The following is a 13,755-nucleotide window of genomic DNA, read 5'->3' as shown; positions in this document are numbered from 1 at the left end:
GCCCCTTGAGCATCCCGCATTGGGAGGGCGTGGCGGCGCGCCGCCACGCCCTCCCCGAATGGGATTCTTAAGGGCCCACGGCCCTTAAGCCGCCGGAGGCTTATCCGCCCCCAGGAGCGCGCACCGTCCCCGGGCGTGCACACACCTAGCGCGGCGCCAGGGGCAGCCGGGGGCCCAGGTCGATGCCCCGGGCCGTGACCAGGCCCAGGTACGGCCAGATCTCCACGCCTGCGTCCACGGCCTGCCAGAACAGGGCGGCGTAGTCGGGGTCCACGTAGTCGGCCGGGCCGAAGCAGGCGCAGTCGGCGCGCTGCACCAGGCAGAACAGGGCCACACGCACGCCCCGGCCCGCCAGGGCCGTCAGCTCGCGCAGGTGCTTTTGCCCGCGCAGGGTCGGCGCGTCGGGAAAGGCCGCCACGCCGTCCTCCACCAGGGTCACGTTCTTGGCTTCCACGTAGAGGGTGCCCGCCGGGCCGTCCAGGCGCGCGTCCAGGCGCGAGTCGCCCACTGCGGCCTCGGGGCGGAAGGTCGTGTAGCCCCGGGTGCCGGGCAGGCGTCCGGCCAGGTGCGCGGCGCGCAGCAGGCGGTTGGGGGTCAGGGTGTTCACGCCCACGCGCACGCCGTGGAAATCCATGGTTTCCAGGGTCCACTTGAGCTTGCGCCCGGCTCCGGGCGCCGGGGAGAGCAGCACCTGCGCCCCGGGCCGCAGCAGCCCGAGCATGGACCCGGAGTTGTTGGTGTGCGTCCAGAGCGTGGCGCCCCCTGGCGCCCGGGCCTCGACGCTGAAGCGCTTGACCCGGCGCACGAAGGCCGCCTCCCGGCAGCCCGCAGGGAAGGGCAGCAGCGGTGCGTTCACTGCGCCGCCGATCCGCCGGGGCCCAGGGACCGGGGCAGTTCCACATGGAACACCGTGCCCGCGCCCGGCTCGGAGGTGAAGCCCACCTCGCCGCGCAGGCAGTTCTCCGTGAGCAGGCGCACGCCGTAGGTGCCCAGGCCGCGCCCGGGGCCCTTGGTGGAGAAGAAGCGCTGGAAGACCTGGTCGCGCACCTCGGCGGGCATCACGGCCTCGTTGGCCACGAAAAAGCGCACCCCGTGGTCCGTGGCGGTGTGGCCGACGGTCACCGTGCCGCCCTGGGGCGAGGCCTCCACGGCGTTCTTGACGAGGTTTTCCAGCACGCGCACCAGGATGCGTTTGTCGGTGTGCAGCGCGGTCTGCGGGCCCGGGGCGCAGGCCAGCATCACGCCCTGCTGGCGGGCCTGGGCCTCGAAGAGCCGGGCCAGGGCCGCGCAGGCCGCGCCGGGGTCCACGGGCCCGGGGTGCAGCTCCAGTTCGGACTTTTCGGCGTCGAGCAGCATGCGGTAGGCGCGGATTTCGTGCTCCAGGTGTCCGGCGCGCTCCAGGACCATGCCCGCCAACTCGTGCGGCTCGCCCTCGGTCTCCTCGTGCAGCAGCCCGGCGGCGCCGACGATGCCGTTGAGGGCGTTGAGGGCGTCGTGCAGGAACAGGCCTTCCATGATCTCGCTGGCGTGCCGGTCGCGCACGTCCTGCAGGTAGAGCAGCAGGAAGGGCCGGCCCGCGAAGTCCATGGCCACGGCGCGCGCGGTGACGGTCACGGCGGCGAGGCGGCCCTTGCGGCGCAGGAGCATCCGGCCTTCGTCCTCGGCCACAGCGCCTGCGGCCGCGTCGCGCAGGCTCCGGAGTACGCCGCACTGCACGCAGGCCCGGGTCGCGCCGCAGCCGTGGGCGGCTTCGACGGAATGCACGCAGCTGAACAGCTCGCCGGGGCGCTGCCCCAGCGCGGCGGCCATGGCCATGGGCTGGTCCTGCGTCCCGGCGTAGCCCAGCAGGCTGCGGCTGGCATGGACCACCTGGCGCCTGGCGTCGAGCACCAGGACCATGGCCGGGACGGTTTCCAGCAGCCCAAGGTCGCAGTGGGCCTCGAGGTGCGCGCGCAGGCGCAGGATCTCGTCGCGCGGGGCGCGCTCGGCTATGGGGGACAGCGGCAGGGATGCTGGCTGGAACATGGGCGGCGGATCCGGCGTTGGGGTAGGGGGGCCCAAACGGTACGGCAAAGCGCCGGGAACTGCAACACCCTGCGCCCCGGCGGGCACGGGCCATTTACCTTCGGCGGGAATTACCCTAAGAGGGACGCATCGGACGGCGGGCGGGCGCACCGCGCCCCCGGGCCCTGTCACCCACCCCCCACCCCCTGCGAGAGCGGACATGCAGATCGCCAAGAAACTCCAGAACGTGAAGCCCTCGGCAACCCTGGCCATTTCGGCCAAGGCCATGGACCTGCGCGCCCAGGGCCGCAGCATCGTCAGCCTTTCCGTGGGCGAGCCGGACTTCGGTACCCCCGCGCACATCCGCGAGGCCGCCAAGGCCGCCCTGGACGCGGGCTTCACCCGCTATACCCAGGTGCCGGGCATCCCCGAGCTGCGCGAGGCCGTGGCGGGCTATTTCAACGGCCATTACGGCACCAGCGCCGCCATGGAAGCCACCATGGTCACCAACGGCGGCAAGCAGGCGCTGTACAACGTCATACAGGCCCTGCTCAACCCCGGCGACCAGGTGCTCATTCCCGGGCCCTACTGGGTGAGCTATCCGGCCATGGTCCAGCTGGCCGACGCCGAGCCGGTGGTGGTGCCTTCGGGCGCGGAGCAGGGCTTCAAGATCACCCCGGCCGACCTGGACGCCGCCAGGACGCCGCGCACGCGCATGCTGCTGCTCAACTCGCCCTCCAACCCCACGGGCGTGCACTACAGCGCCGCCGAGCTGACGGCCCTGGCCGAGTGGGCCGTGGCCCGCGACGTGTTCATCGTCTCCGACGAGATCTACGACCGGCTGGTCTACGCCCCGGCCCGGCCCGTGAGCCTGGCGCCCTTCTGGGAGCGCCACCCCGAGCATGTGGCCGTGGTCAACGGCTTGTCCAAGAGCTTTGCCATGACCGGCTGGCGCGTGGGCTTCGTCCTGGCCCATCCGGACCTCGTCAAGGCCATGAGCAAGATCCAGGGCCAGAGCACCTCCAACATCTGCTCCATCGCCCAGAAGGCCGCCGTGGCCGCGCTGACCGGGCCCACGGATTTCATGGACACCATGTGCGAGGCCTTCGCCCGCAGGCGCGAGCTGGCCCACGGCATCGTGTCGTCCTGGCCCGGGGTGGTCTGCCCGCGGCCCGACGGGGCGTTCTACGTGTTCCCCGACGTGAGCGCGCTGTACACCGAGCGCATGCCCGACTCCACGGCCATGTGCACCGTGCTGCTCGAGGAGGCCGGGGTGGCCGCCGTGCCGGGCGCGGCCTTTGGCGACGACCGCTGCGTGCGTTTTTCCTACGCCCTGGACGACAGGACTCTGACCGAGGCCCTGGACAAGGTCGCCGGGGTCATCGTGCCCTAGGCGCCCGGGAGGCCGCCCCCGCCCATGAATCAGACACCACCCTCCACTGCGGACGCCGCCCGCCCCTTCAAGCTGGCCAGGTTCCTTTCGTGGGGCTCGCTGGTGCTGATCATGGCCACCAGCATCCTGATGTCGGTGATCCTGGCCAATTCGGCGCGCGAGACGCTGCTGGCCAAGCAGCGCGAGTTCGCCCTGCTGCTGGCCGAGAACCTGAACCACCAGATCTACCAGCGCTACACCGTGCCCACGCTCATGGCCTTCGGGCGCATCGAGCTGCAGCGCGACGAGCAGTACCACCAGCTCGACAAGGTCATCAGCGAGACCATCCACGGCCAGCATGTGATGGAGCTGCGCATCTACGACCTGGACGGCATCGTGTCCTACTCCACGGACCCGGAGCAGGCCGGCGACGAGGACCTGGCCAGCGATGCGGTGAAGCAGGCCGCCAAGGTTCTGGTGCACAACTTCGAGATCGTCACCAACGTCTCGCCCTGGCGGGCGATGATCCATTTCGACCTGGACCCCGCGAGCGTGGTCATGCGCACGGTCTATCCCCTGAAGACCGAGCGCAGCCTGTACCCCGGCGGGCCCAGCGGCCAGCCCATGGGCATCCTGGAGTTCTCCCAGGACATCACCGACGACTACCGCGCGGCCATCAACTTCCAGTGGCTGATCATCGCCATCTCCTTCACCTCGTCGTTCTTCCTGTTCCTGCTGCTGTTGCTGTTCATCCGCAAGGCCGACACCATGAACCGCCAGCGCATGCAGCGTACCCAGAAGCTGGAACGCGAGCTGCTCCAGGCCGAGAAGCTGGCCAGCATGGGCCGCGTGGTGGCGGGCATCGCCCACGAGATCCGCAACCCCCTGGGCATCATCCAGTCCAGCGCCGAGATGCTGCTCAAGAAGGCCCGCGCCGAGGACAGCCCCCGCGTGACCCTGCTCCAGGTCATGTTCGACGAGATCCGCCGCCTGTCGCAGACGGTCAACGACTTCCTGGACTACGCCCGGCCCAAGAAGCCGCGCCGCGAGGACGTGGACCTGGCCCTGCTGCTGGACCAGGCCTGCACCTTCCTGGAGCACGAGTTCAACGGCAAAAGCGTGACCCTGGCCAAGGACTATCCTGCGGACCTGCACGTCAAGGGCGACAAGGACCTGCTCTACCGCGCGCTGTACAACATCATGGTCAACGCCATGCAGGCCATGGACGGCGGAGGCACCCTGACCATCCAGGGCCGGGCCGAGGGCGGCGGCGCCCGCCTGCGCTTCATCGACACGGGCCCGGGCTTCGGCCAGGAGGTGGTCGCCCGGCTGGCCGACCCGTTCTTCACCACCAAGGACAACGGCACCGGGCTGGGCCTGGCCATCGTGGCCAACATCCTGACCAGCCACGGGGCCGGGCTCGATTTCGCCAACGCCCCGGACGGCGGCGCGCAGGTCACCATCACCTTCCCCGCCGACGAGGAGACGCCCCATGCCGAGTAACATCCTGGTCCTGGACGACGAGCGCAACTACCTGCTCATCCTCGACGCCCTGCTGTCCGACGCCGGGTACTCCGTCACCGCCCTGCACGATCCCGAGCTTGGCCTGGCCTACCTGGAGGAATCCGAGGTGGACGTGGTCATCACGGACATGAAGATGCCCAAGCTCACGGGGCAGGACGTGCTGGAGCACGTCCACGCCAACTATCCGCACATCCCGGTGCTGATCATGACCGCCTTCGGCAGCATCGAATCCGCCGTGGAGGCCATGCGCCTGGGCGCCTTCGACTACATCACCAAGCCCTTCTCCAACGAGCAGTTGCTGCTGTCGCTGTCCAAGGCCGTGGAAATGGCGCGCATGCGCCGCCAGTACCGTCTGTTGAGCGAGAACCTGGAGGAACGCTACGGCCTGCACAATATCATCGGGCGCTCCAAGGCCATGCGGACGGTGCTGGAGATGGTGGACAAGGCCGCGCCCAGCCGCTCCACGGTGCTCATCCAGGGCGAGTCGGGCACGGGCAAGGAGCTGGTGGCCCGGGCCATCCATTTTGCCTCGCCGCGCAAGGACGCACCCTTCGTCTCGGTGAACTGCATGGCCCTGAGCCCGGGGGTGCTGGAGTCCGAGCTGTTCGGCCACGAGAAGGGTTCCTTCACCGGGGCCGTGGCCAGCCGCCGGGGCCGCTTCGAGCTGGCCGCCGGGGGCACGCTGTTTTTGGACGAGATCGGCGAGCTGGGCCCCGACATCCAGGTCAAGCTGCTGCGCGTGCTCCAGGAGCGGCGCTTCGAGCGCGTGGGCGGCACCAAGGAGGTGGAGGTGGACATCCGCATCGTCGCCGCCACCAACGTGGACCTGCGCGCCGCCGTGGACCGGGGCGATTTCCGCGAAGACCTTTTCTACCGCCTGAACGTGGTGGCCATCCAGATGCCGCCCCTGCGCGAGCGCCGCGAGGACATCCCCCTGCTGGCCGCCCATTTCCTGGACAAGTACGTGCGCGAGAACCACAGCCGCATCACCGGGTTCTCCCCCGAGGCCCTGGACTACCTGAACGGCTACGACTGGCCCGGCAACGTCCGCCAGCTCCAGAACGTCATCGAGCGCTGCACCGTGCTGGCCGCAGGCACGACCATCGGCGTGGACGACCTGCCCCCCGAGGTGCGCGACGAGGAGTCGCAGTTCAAGTCCGCCGTGGACCTCTTGCCCGCGCGCCTGAACCTGGCCGACACCCTGGAAAAGATCGAGGCCGCCCTGTTGCGCCGCGCCCTGGCGCGCAACGACTTCGTCAAGGTCAAGGCCGCCGAGGCCCTGGGCCTCTCCAAGTCGCTGCTCCAGTACAAGCTCAAAAAGTACGACCTGTAGCCCGAATGCGGCTCCTGGCCGTTGCCTCGGGCGGAGGCGCGTGATAGGCTGGCAGATATCCCCGGCGCCGGGCCGGGGGCAACGCCGCGAGTTCCGGAGACCATGGACAACGACCTGCTGCAACGTCTGCTGCGCACGGACTGCGATCTCACGCGGCCCATCCCCCCTGGCGCGGTCTTCGGCACCCTGGGCTCCGAGGAGGACCTGCGCGCCGCCGAAGGCCTGGCCGAGATGGCCTATCCGCCCGTGTCCACCCGCCACGAGGGCTGCGAGTTCGACCCCGCCACCCGCGAACTGCGCGCCCGGGTCTGGGGCAAGGCCTACCTGGCCGAAGACGGGGTCTACCTGGCCCCCACCTGGAACATCTCCGAAGACCGGATGCTCCTGACCCTGGAGGTGGATCAGCTGGACTGCATGGGCCAGGAGATCAGCGTGGAACGGCTGATGGAGGGCATGCCCAAGGCCCTGGCCGGGCTGGAGCTGGACCCGCAGCCCCTGGCCGAGGCCCTGGAGCAGGCCCGCCGCACGGGGAGCTACGTGTTCGTGGCCCTTTTGCGCGGGCTGTTTCCCGAGCCGGGCATCGACGGCCACCTGGACCTGCTGCTGCGCGAGGAGCAGCGCGTCGGCACCCTGCGCGAGGACGGGTCCATGGACTACCGCGAGCGCGGCGGCTTGCACTTCGTGAGCCCGGGTGACCCGCTGGCCGAGCTGCATCCGCCTCTGCCCGGCACCCCGGGCTTCGACATCTTCGGCGAGACCGTGACCCCGCGCGAGCCCAAAGAGGCCAAGGTGCGCATCGGCAAGAACGTGGTCGCCGCCCCGGGCCCCGAGGGCGTGACTGTGTTCAGCGCCGCGGCCAAGGGCGTGTTCCACTTCCGCAACAACACCCTGGAAGTCTCCGAGCTGCTGGAGATCAACGGCGACGTGGACCTGGGCACGGGCAATATCCGCGCCCAGCACGGCGGGGTGCACGTCAAGGGCGCCGTGCGCAGCGGCTGCACCGTCGAGGCCCAGGGCGACGTCATCGTGGACGGGCTCATCGAGGAGGCCGACATCACGGCGGGCGGGCTGGTGGTCTCCGGCGGAGTGCTCATGAACGGGCGCAACCGCATCCGGGCGGAGGGCAACGTGGCCGCCAAGTTTTTCCAGAACGCCATCGTCGAGGCCGGGGGCGACGTGGTCGCGCAGCTGGAGATCTCGCACTGCCAGATCACTGCCGGGGGCGACGTGACCGTGCTCGGCCCCCGGGGCATGATCCGCGGCGGGCATGTCGTCAGCGGCGGCAACATCGTGGCCCAGACCCTGGGCAACGAGGCCCGCAGCGCGACCATCGTGGAAATCCGGCCCTCCAACAGCGAGGAGAAGGAGCTTATCGAACAGCGCGGCGGGCTGACCGAGGAGCTGGAGCGCATGGACGCCGCCCTGGGCGACGAGGACGCCATCGCCACCCTCATGGCCGCCCCGGAGGAGGACCGGCGCATCCTGGCCGAGCTGATCAAGGCGCGGGGCAAGCTTCAGGGCGAGGTCCGCGCCCTGGACGTGCGCATCCTCGAGCAGCGCCAGGTCCTGCGTGAGCGGCTGGCCGCGCTGCATGTGCGGGCCCTGCGGCGGGTCTTCAGCGGCGTGGAGGTGATCATCATGGGCAAGCGCCTGTCCGTGACCACCGACCTGGAGGCCGCGCGCTTCCGCCGCGACCTCGATACGCGCACGATCGTCATGGAGTAGAGACCGGGGAAACGGGTGCCATGAGCGAAACGACCATCCTGTTCATCGACCGCGACGCGACCGCCCTGGCCGCCCTGACCCCTGGCCTGCCCGCCGGGGTGCGCCTGGCCCATTGCCCGGACTACGCCCAGGCGCGCGGCCTGCTGCAGGGCAAGCACGGCGTGGGGGTGGTGGTGGTCGAGCTGGGCCTTGGCGGCGCCGACGCCTTCGCCCTGCTGGAAGAGCTGCAGCAGCACGCCCCCAGCACCATCCGCGTGGTGCTTACGGCCAGCACGGCCCAGGCCGACGCCGTGGCCGCCGTCAACCGGGGCCGGGTCTGGCGCTATCTGGCCAAGCCCTGCCCCCCGGCGGAGCTTTTGCCCCTGCTGGGCGACGCCCTGCGCGCCCACGCCGCCGACGTGCGCGAGCGCAAGGCCACCCGGCTGCGCCTGCTGGGCGGGGTCAAGATCCTGGTGGACATCCTGGAGCTGGTCAACCCCGAGGCCCTGAGCTACTCCCGGCGCATCCGCGAGCGGGTGCTGGCCACGGGCCGGGCCCTGGGCGTGCAGCCCCTGTCGCGCCTGGAGCTGGCCGTGACCCTGTCGCACATCGGCTGCGTGGCCCTGCCCGGGGAGATCGTGGCCAAGATGAACCAGGGCCAGCCCCTGAGCCCCGAGGAGCAGCAGATCTTCGGCATGCACCCCAGCATCGCGGCCAACCTGCTGGTCAACGTGGACCAGCTCGTGCCCGTGGCGCGCATCATCCGCTACCAGAACGCGCCCCTGCACGACGCCCAGCCCCTGGAGGCGCGCATCCTGCGGATCGCCCTGGATCTGGACCGCATGGAGGCCCGGGGGGTCGATCCCGTGAAGGTCCTGGAATCCATGCGCGGCAAGGCCAAGGCCTACGACCAGGCTGTGGTGGAGGCCATGCTGCGCGTGGTCTACAAGCCCGAGCCCGTGCCGGTGCGCAAGGTCGGGCTGGCCGAACTGCGCGAGGGCATGGTCATGGCCGAGGATCTGGTCAACGCGGGGGGCGTCAAGCTGCTGCTGCGCGGCCAGCGGATCAGCGCCGCCTCCCTGGCGCGGCTCACGGCCTTCCCCGAGGCCCTGGGCCTGCGCGAGCCGCTGCTGGTGCTGGCGCCGCCTGCGGCCAAGGGCGGCCCCCGGGGCGGGGCCAAGGGGAGCGTGCGGCGCAACTGAGGGGCCCACGCGTCCTGTGCGCGGGCACGCAAGGCCTGGCGCCCCGGTTGTTTTTCATCATGCTGCGCGCGCCTGCGCGCGGACGCACCAGGGCCCGGCCTCCCAGGGGAGGCCGGGCCCTTGCGCGTGCAAAATGCTTATCAGCCCTTACTGGCCGTGGGCTGCCAGGAACATGGCCGCCTCGTCACGGCCCATGAAGCGTTCCAGGGTCTTGGCCGGAGTGCGTGCCAGGTCCACGAGCATCAGCCCGTCGATGGCGTCGCCGAAGTCGGGGTCGCGGTTGAAGGTCAGCACCGTGCCGCCGAGCTTCAGGTACTGGCGCAGCAGCACGGGGATGCCCTTGCCGTCGGCCTCGATGTCGCTGATGGCCGAGGCCAGGTCCTCGATGTCGGGGCAGACGGTGTTGATGGTCGCAAAGCCCAGGCCGCCGGGGCGCCGGGCGCGCAGGCGCGGGGGCGTCCGGGGCCGGATGAGCTTGTGCAGCCCGCCCTCGGGGGCGTGGTTGGCGCGCAGAAAGCGCATCATCAGCAGCTTGGAGCAGGGGTGGTAGTCATTGGAGATGGACACCGGCCCGAAGAGCAGCCGGTAGCGCCGCTCGCGGCTGACGAACGCGGCGATGCCCTTCCACAGCAGCAGCAGCGGGTTGTAGCTCTTGCGGTACTCGGCGGTGACGAAGGCCCGGCCCAGTTCCAGGGCGGGGCTGATGCGCTCCAGGAAGCGCTGGTCGTAGTCGAACAGGGCGTGGGTGTACAGCCCGGCGGGCCCGTAGCCCCCGGCGATGATATCGGCCCGGCCCAGGCGGTAGGCGCCGACGATCTCCTGGGCGGCGCGGTTCCAGAGCACGAGGTGGTGGTAGTAGTCGTCGTAGCGGTCGATGTCGCGGGCGCGGCCCGTGCCCTCGCCCACCTCGCGGAAGGCGATTTCGCGCAGGCGGCCCAGCTCGGGCAGCACCGTGGGCAGGTAGCGGCCCTGGGCGCAGACGATGACGTAGTCGCCCTGCTCCAGCAGCACATTGGGCGCGGGCTGGGCGGCGATCTCGCGGGCCAGGGCCGCGCGGTCGCAGGGCGGGGCCACGGGCGTCATGGCCGGGGCGGGCAGGGCCCTGGGGGCCGCCGGGCGCGGGGCCAGGGCGCGCAGGACGCCCGCCGGGCCCTGGTCGCGGCGGCAGCGCTGGCCGAGCACATAGGTGCGCAGGCGCAGGTACTGGGTCAACTGCTCGTCGGAGGCGAAGCGGGCGATCTTCTGGGCGGGCACCGGGCGGCCCACGCCCAGGCGCACGGTGCGGCTGCGTTTGTTGAGCAGCTCGCGCGGCAGCATGACCGTGCGCAGGCGCGGGTGGATCAGGCCCATGAGGTGGAACAGCGGGCCGTTGGCCCCGTCGAAGTACACGGGCACCGCCGGGGCGCCGGAAATGCGGATGATGCGGCCCACGGTGGGGCTCCAGTCGGGGTCGGTCACGGCGCGCTTGCGCAGTTGCAGCGAGGAGACCTCGCCCGCCGGGAACACGGCCAGCAGCCCGCCGCCGCGCGCCCAGCGGATGGCCTCCTTGAGCGGGGCGATGTTGCGCCGCGCGGCGTCGCGCGAGCCGAAGGGGTCCACGGTAATCAGGTGCCCGCGCAGCTCGGGCACCAGGGCCAGCAGCGAATTGGCCATGATCTTCACGTCGGGGCGCACGCGCAGCAGCGCCTGGAGCAGCACCACGCCCTCGATGGCCCCGAAGGGATGGTTGGCCACCACCACCGCCGGGCCCGTGGCCGGGATGCGCGCCAGATCGGCCTCGGGCGCGTCCACGGCGACGCCGAGCAGGTCCAGCACGCGCCCGGGGAAGCCCTCGGCCTCGCGTCCGCCGATACGCGCGTACAGCGAGTTGAGGGTCGGCAGGCAGAGCATTTTTTCCAGGGGTTTGCCGACCATGGCCCGCAGGGGCCGGTTCAGGGGCAGATCCAGGACGAAGGGGGGCTGGGCCTGTGCGTGCTGCATGCGACCTCCGGGTGCGGGCTGCGCGGCGCGGATGGGCCGCGCCGGAAAAGGGTTGGAATACCCTACCCGGGGCGCGTGTCCGCCGGGCGGCGGCGCGGTTGCATTTTGGCGACGGGTGCGCCGCAGGCTGCGGCCGGGGGCTTCAGGACAGGGCGGTTTCGCGGTAGGCCGCCCACTGGGCCAGGAAGGCCTTGTCCAGGGAGCGGTGGCGCACGGAGTCGCGCGCGGCCAGGCGCATGGCGGGCAGGCGCGCGGGGTCGTCCAGCAGGGTGGCCAGGGCGCGCAGGAAGTGGCGCGGGTCGCCGCCAGGCACCACCAGCCCGGTGCGCCCGGGCTGCACGTGCTCCTGGGGGCCGCCCTGGTCGGTGACCACCACCGGCAGCCCCGAGGCCAGGGCCTCCAGCACGGCGTTGCCGCAGGTGTCGCGCACCGAGGGGAACACGAACACGTCGGACGAGGCGTAGGCCGCGGCCAGGTCCTGCCCGTACAGCGGGCCGGTGAAGGTGGCGGGGTAGCCCGCCAGCTCGGCGCGCATCTCCTCCAGGTACGGTCCGCCGCCCACCACCACCAGATGCGCCCCCGGGCGCTGGGCGCACAGCTGGCGGAAGATCCCGGCCAGCATGGGCAGGTTCTTCTCGCGGCTCACGCGGCCCACGAAGAGCAGCTTCACGGCCTCGTCGGCCACGCCGAAGCCCTTGCGCAGAAAGCCGTTGCGCCGTTCGGGGCGGAACAGGGCCACGTCCACCCCCCGGGGCGCCACGCGCACCCGGGCCGCAGGCACGCCGTGGGCGGCCAGCCCGGCGGCCACCGGAGCCGAGGGCGCGTCCACCATGTCGCACTGGCCCATGAACCACGACAGGTAGCGCCAGGCGCCTTCCTCCATGGCCGCATCGCCCGTGAGGGCGCCCGCGTAGGCCGGGAAGTCGGTGTGGTAGGTGGCGTGCAGCGGCAGACCCAGGATGCGCGCCACGGCCAGCCCGGCCAGGCCCACGGGCCCGGGGGTGGCGGCGTGGATGTGCGTGATCCCGCGCTCGTAGCACCAGTCGAGCATCTTGAGCAGCGGCGGGTAGTTGAGCACCAGGCCCGGGTACTCGGGCAGCTCGAAGGCGCCGATGGGCGCGAAGGCGCGCACCCCGGGGGCCTGCGCGCCCTCGGCCTGCGGGGCGCAGGTGACCACGGTCAGGTCCTTGCCGTGGGCCCGGGCGGAGTCGAGCTGGCGGGCCAGGCTGGCCGAGGTGCCGTTGAGCTCGCCGAAGGAGTCGGTGAAATGGGCCACGGCCAGGCGCGCGGGCGGGGCCGGGCGGCCCTTGCGCGCCGCGAAGCGCCCCTGCACCGTGCGGCAGAAGCGGCGGTCCTTGGTGAACAGCGAGTAGGCCACGGCGTAGGGCGCCAGCAGGATGTACGACGAGCCCGCCGAGCCGATGGCCTTGAACACGTCGAAGAGGTTGCCGTCGGCCACGCTGCGCAGGATGGTGTCCGCGAAGTGCGTGAGCACCTTTTCCGAGGCGCGGTCCACGAATTCGAACCAGCCCTTTTCCGCCTTCCAGGGCTCGTCCTGGCTGCCTTGCAGCCCGGCCACCAGGGTCGGGTTGTTGCTGATCAGCGCCAGGGCCTCCTTTTGGACCACGCTGGGCAGGGCCGTGGGCCGCGACTTGCGCAGCGAGGCCGCGCGCAGCCCGCCCACCAGGTTATGCAGCCGCGCCACCAGCCCGTTGCCGGGCCCGGGCGGGGTCAGGGTCAGGGCCTGGTCCACATGGCGCAGCACCAGGTCGCGCGAGAGGAAGCGCGCCAGGCCCAGGCGGTCCTTGTAGAATTGGTAGGCGATGGAATAGAGGTTGTGGGCCATGGTCGCCGGGGTGGCCGCAATCTGCACGGGCCGGGCCGCCCCGGCCTCCAGCCCCGCCAGGAAGGCCGCCGGGTCGGCGGGGTCGTCCACGCCCAGGACCAGGGTGTGGCTGCGGGCGATGTTCAGCCCGGAGTGGTCGTCGCTGCCGCTGGTCAGGTTCTTGCGCCAGGGCTCGGCCATGCGCGGGGCCAGGCCGTGGCGCTCGGCCAGGTAGTCCATGTCGTCCGGGGTCAGCCCGGCCAGGATGGCGCGCAGCACCTCGTTTTGCGACTGGTCGCGCGAGCCGTTGAGCTCGAAGTTGCGAAACAGCAAAAGCAGCTTCTCGAAGCTGTCCGGCGTCAGGCGCAGGTTCATGTCGAACATGGGGTGGGCCAGGGCGTGGGGCACGGCCTGGGCCAGCAGGTAGTCCACCAGCTCGTACACGTTGTCGCGCACGCGGGTGATGTCGTCGTGCTGGGCCTCGGTGAGGTCCCAGGCCAGCACGTGCAGCTTGCAGCCGTTGTCGGGCAGGTAGGTGGTGATCTCTTCGCTGACGAAGGTGTGGGGCAGGTGGGCGATGTCCAGGCTGCCGGCCAGGGTGTTGTGGTCGGTGATGGTCACCAGGTCCATGCCCCGGCGGCGGGCGGTCTCGTACAGCCGCAGGGGCTCGGTGTAGCTTTCGGCGGTGCCGATTTTCTGGAGGATCCACTCCGAGGGCCGCTTGGAGTGCTTGGAGTGGACGTGCAGGTCGGCACGCAGGGACGGCCTGTCCATGGCGGGGGTCCTCCGGACGGGGGTTCGCGCCCCGGCG

9 protein-coding genes are annotated in these 13,755 nt (G+C 71.2%); 5 read left to right on the top strand and 4 right to left on the bottom strand.

Translation table 11 applies throughout. From position 1 onward, the window contains the following. Positions 1-145: 145 nt before the first annotated feature. Positions 146-856 carry a DNA/RNA nuclease SfsA gene (gene sfsA, locus G495_RS0108825; RefSeq protein ID WP_156939649.1) on the bottom strand — a complete coding sequence of 237 codons (711 nt, stop codon included), beginning with the start codon at positions 854-856 and terminating at the stop codon, positions 146-148. Further along, positions 853-2,025, bottom strand: a complete 1,173-nt coding sequence (locus tag G495_RS18415; protein ID WP_051445217.1) for a sensor histidine kinase — start codon at positions 2,023-2,025, stop codon at positions 853-855. Before G495_RS18415 ends, sfsA begins: the two co-directional genes overlap by 4 nt. Positions 2,026-2,224: 199 nt before the next feature. Here G495_RS18415 and G495_RS0108815 point away from each other — a divergent pair, with 199 nt between their 5' ends. From G495_RS0108815 to G495_RS0108795, 5 genes are all read left to right on the top strand, one after another. Beyond that, entirely contained in the window at positions 2,225-3,397 is a 1,173-nt protein-coding gene (locus G495_RS0108815) for a pyridoxal phosphate-dependent aminotransferase (RefSeq protein ID WP_028587509.1), read from the top strand. A gap of 24 nt (positions 3,398-3,421) precedes the next feature. Continuing rightward, positions 3,422-4,879, top strand: coding sequence for an ATP-binding protein (locus G495_RS0108810; protein ID WP_028587508.1), 1,458 nt, complete (start codon positions 3,422-3,424; stop codon positions 4,877-4,879). Continuing rightward, positions 4,869-6,233 (top strand): sigma-54-dependent transcriptional regulator, encoded by a 1,365-nt coding sequence (locus G495_RS0108805; protein ID WP_028587507.1) that lies wholly within the window; start codon positions 4,869-4,871, stop codon positions 6,231-6,233. The genes G495_RS0108810 and G495_RS0108805 overlap by 11 nt, the downstream gene beginning before the upstream one ends. A 102-nt stretch (positions 6,234-6,335) precedes the next feature. Then, positions 6,336-7,958 carry a flagellar assembly protein A gene (locus G495_RS0108800; protein WP_028587506.1) on the top strand — a complete coding sequence of 541 codons (1,623 nt, stop codon included), beginning with the start codon at positions 6,336-6,338 and terminating at the stop codon, positions 7,956-7,958. 20 nt (positions 7,959-7,978) lie between these two features. Continuing rightward, positions 7,979-9,139: an HD domain-containing phosphohydrolase gene (locus G495_RS0108795; RefSeq protein WP_028587505.1), complete on the top strand. Its 1,161-nt coding sequence runs from the start codon at positions 7,979-7,981 to the stop codon at positions 9,137-9,139. Between the two features lie 147 nt (positions 9,140-9,286). Here the strand turns inward: G495_RS0108795 and G495_RS0108790 are convergent, their stop codons facing one another. Continuing rightward, complete coding sequence (locus G495_RS0108790) at positions 9,287-11,119, bottom strand: bifunctional lysophospholipid acyltransferase family protein/GNAT family N-acetyltransferase (protein WP_028587504.1); 1,833 nt, start codon at positions 11,117-11,119, stop codon at positions 9,287-9,289. 142 nt (positions 11,120-11,261) lie between these two features. Beyond that, on the bottom strand, positions 11,262-13,718 hold the full coding sequence (locus G495_RS0108785) for a glycosyltransferase (protein ID WP_028587503.1): 2,457 nt from the start codon (positions 13,716-13,718) through the stop codon (positions 11,262-11,264). Between the last annotated feature and the right edge of the window lie 37 nt (positions 13,719-13,755).

The organism is Desulfocurvus vexinensis DSM 17965 (genome assembly GCF_000519125.1).
Taxonomy (GTDB): Bacteria; Desulfobacterota; Desulfovibrionia; order Desulfovibrionales; family Desulfovibrionaceae; genus Desulfocurvus; species Desulfocurvus vexinensis.
This window is presented reverse-complemented; position numbering and strand designations above follow the sequence as displayed.

What these genes read in the sequence shown, in the direction of transcription:
- G495_RS18415 (WP_051445217.1), bottom strand. Translation starts at nt 2,025, where the DNA reads ATGTTCCAGCCAGCATCCCTGCCGCTGTCCCCCATAGCCGAGCGCGCC.
- G495_RS0108800 (WP_028587506.1), top strand. Translation starts at nt 6,336, where the DNA reads ATGGACAACGACCTGCTGCAACGTCTGCTGCGCACGGACTGCGATCTC.
- G495_RS0108790 (WP_028587504.1), bottom strand. Translation starts at nt 11,119, where the DNA reads ATGCAGCACGCACAGGCCCAGCCCCCCTTCGTCCTGGATCTGCCCCTG.
- G495_RS0108810 (WP_028587508.1), top strand. Translation starts at nt 3,422, where the DNA reads ATGAATCAGACACCACCCTCCACTGCGGACGCCGCCCGCCCCTTCAAG.
- G495_RS0108795 (WP_028587505.1), top strand. Translation starts at nt 7,979, where the DNA reads ATGAGCGAAACGACCATCCTGTTCATCGACCGCGACGCGACCGCCCTG.
- G495_RS0108805 (WP_028587507.1), top strand. Translation starts at nt 4,869, where the DNA reads ATGCCGAGTAACATCCTGGTCCTGGACGACGAGCGCAACTACCTGCTC.
- G495_RS0108815 (WP_028587509.1), top strand. Translation starts at nt 2,225, where the DNA reads ATGCAGATCGCCAAGAAACTCCAGAACGTGAAGCCCTCGGCAACCCTG.
- G495_RS0108785 (WP_028587503.1), bottom strand. Translation starts at nt 13,718, where the DNA reads ATGGACAGGCCGTCCCTGCGTGCCGACCTGCACGTCCACTCCAAGCAC.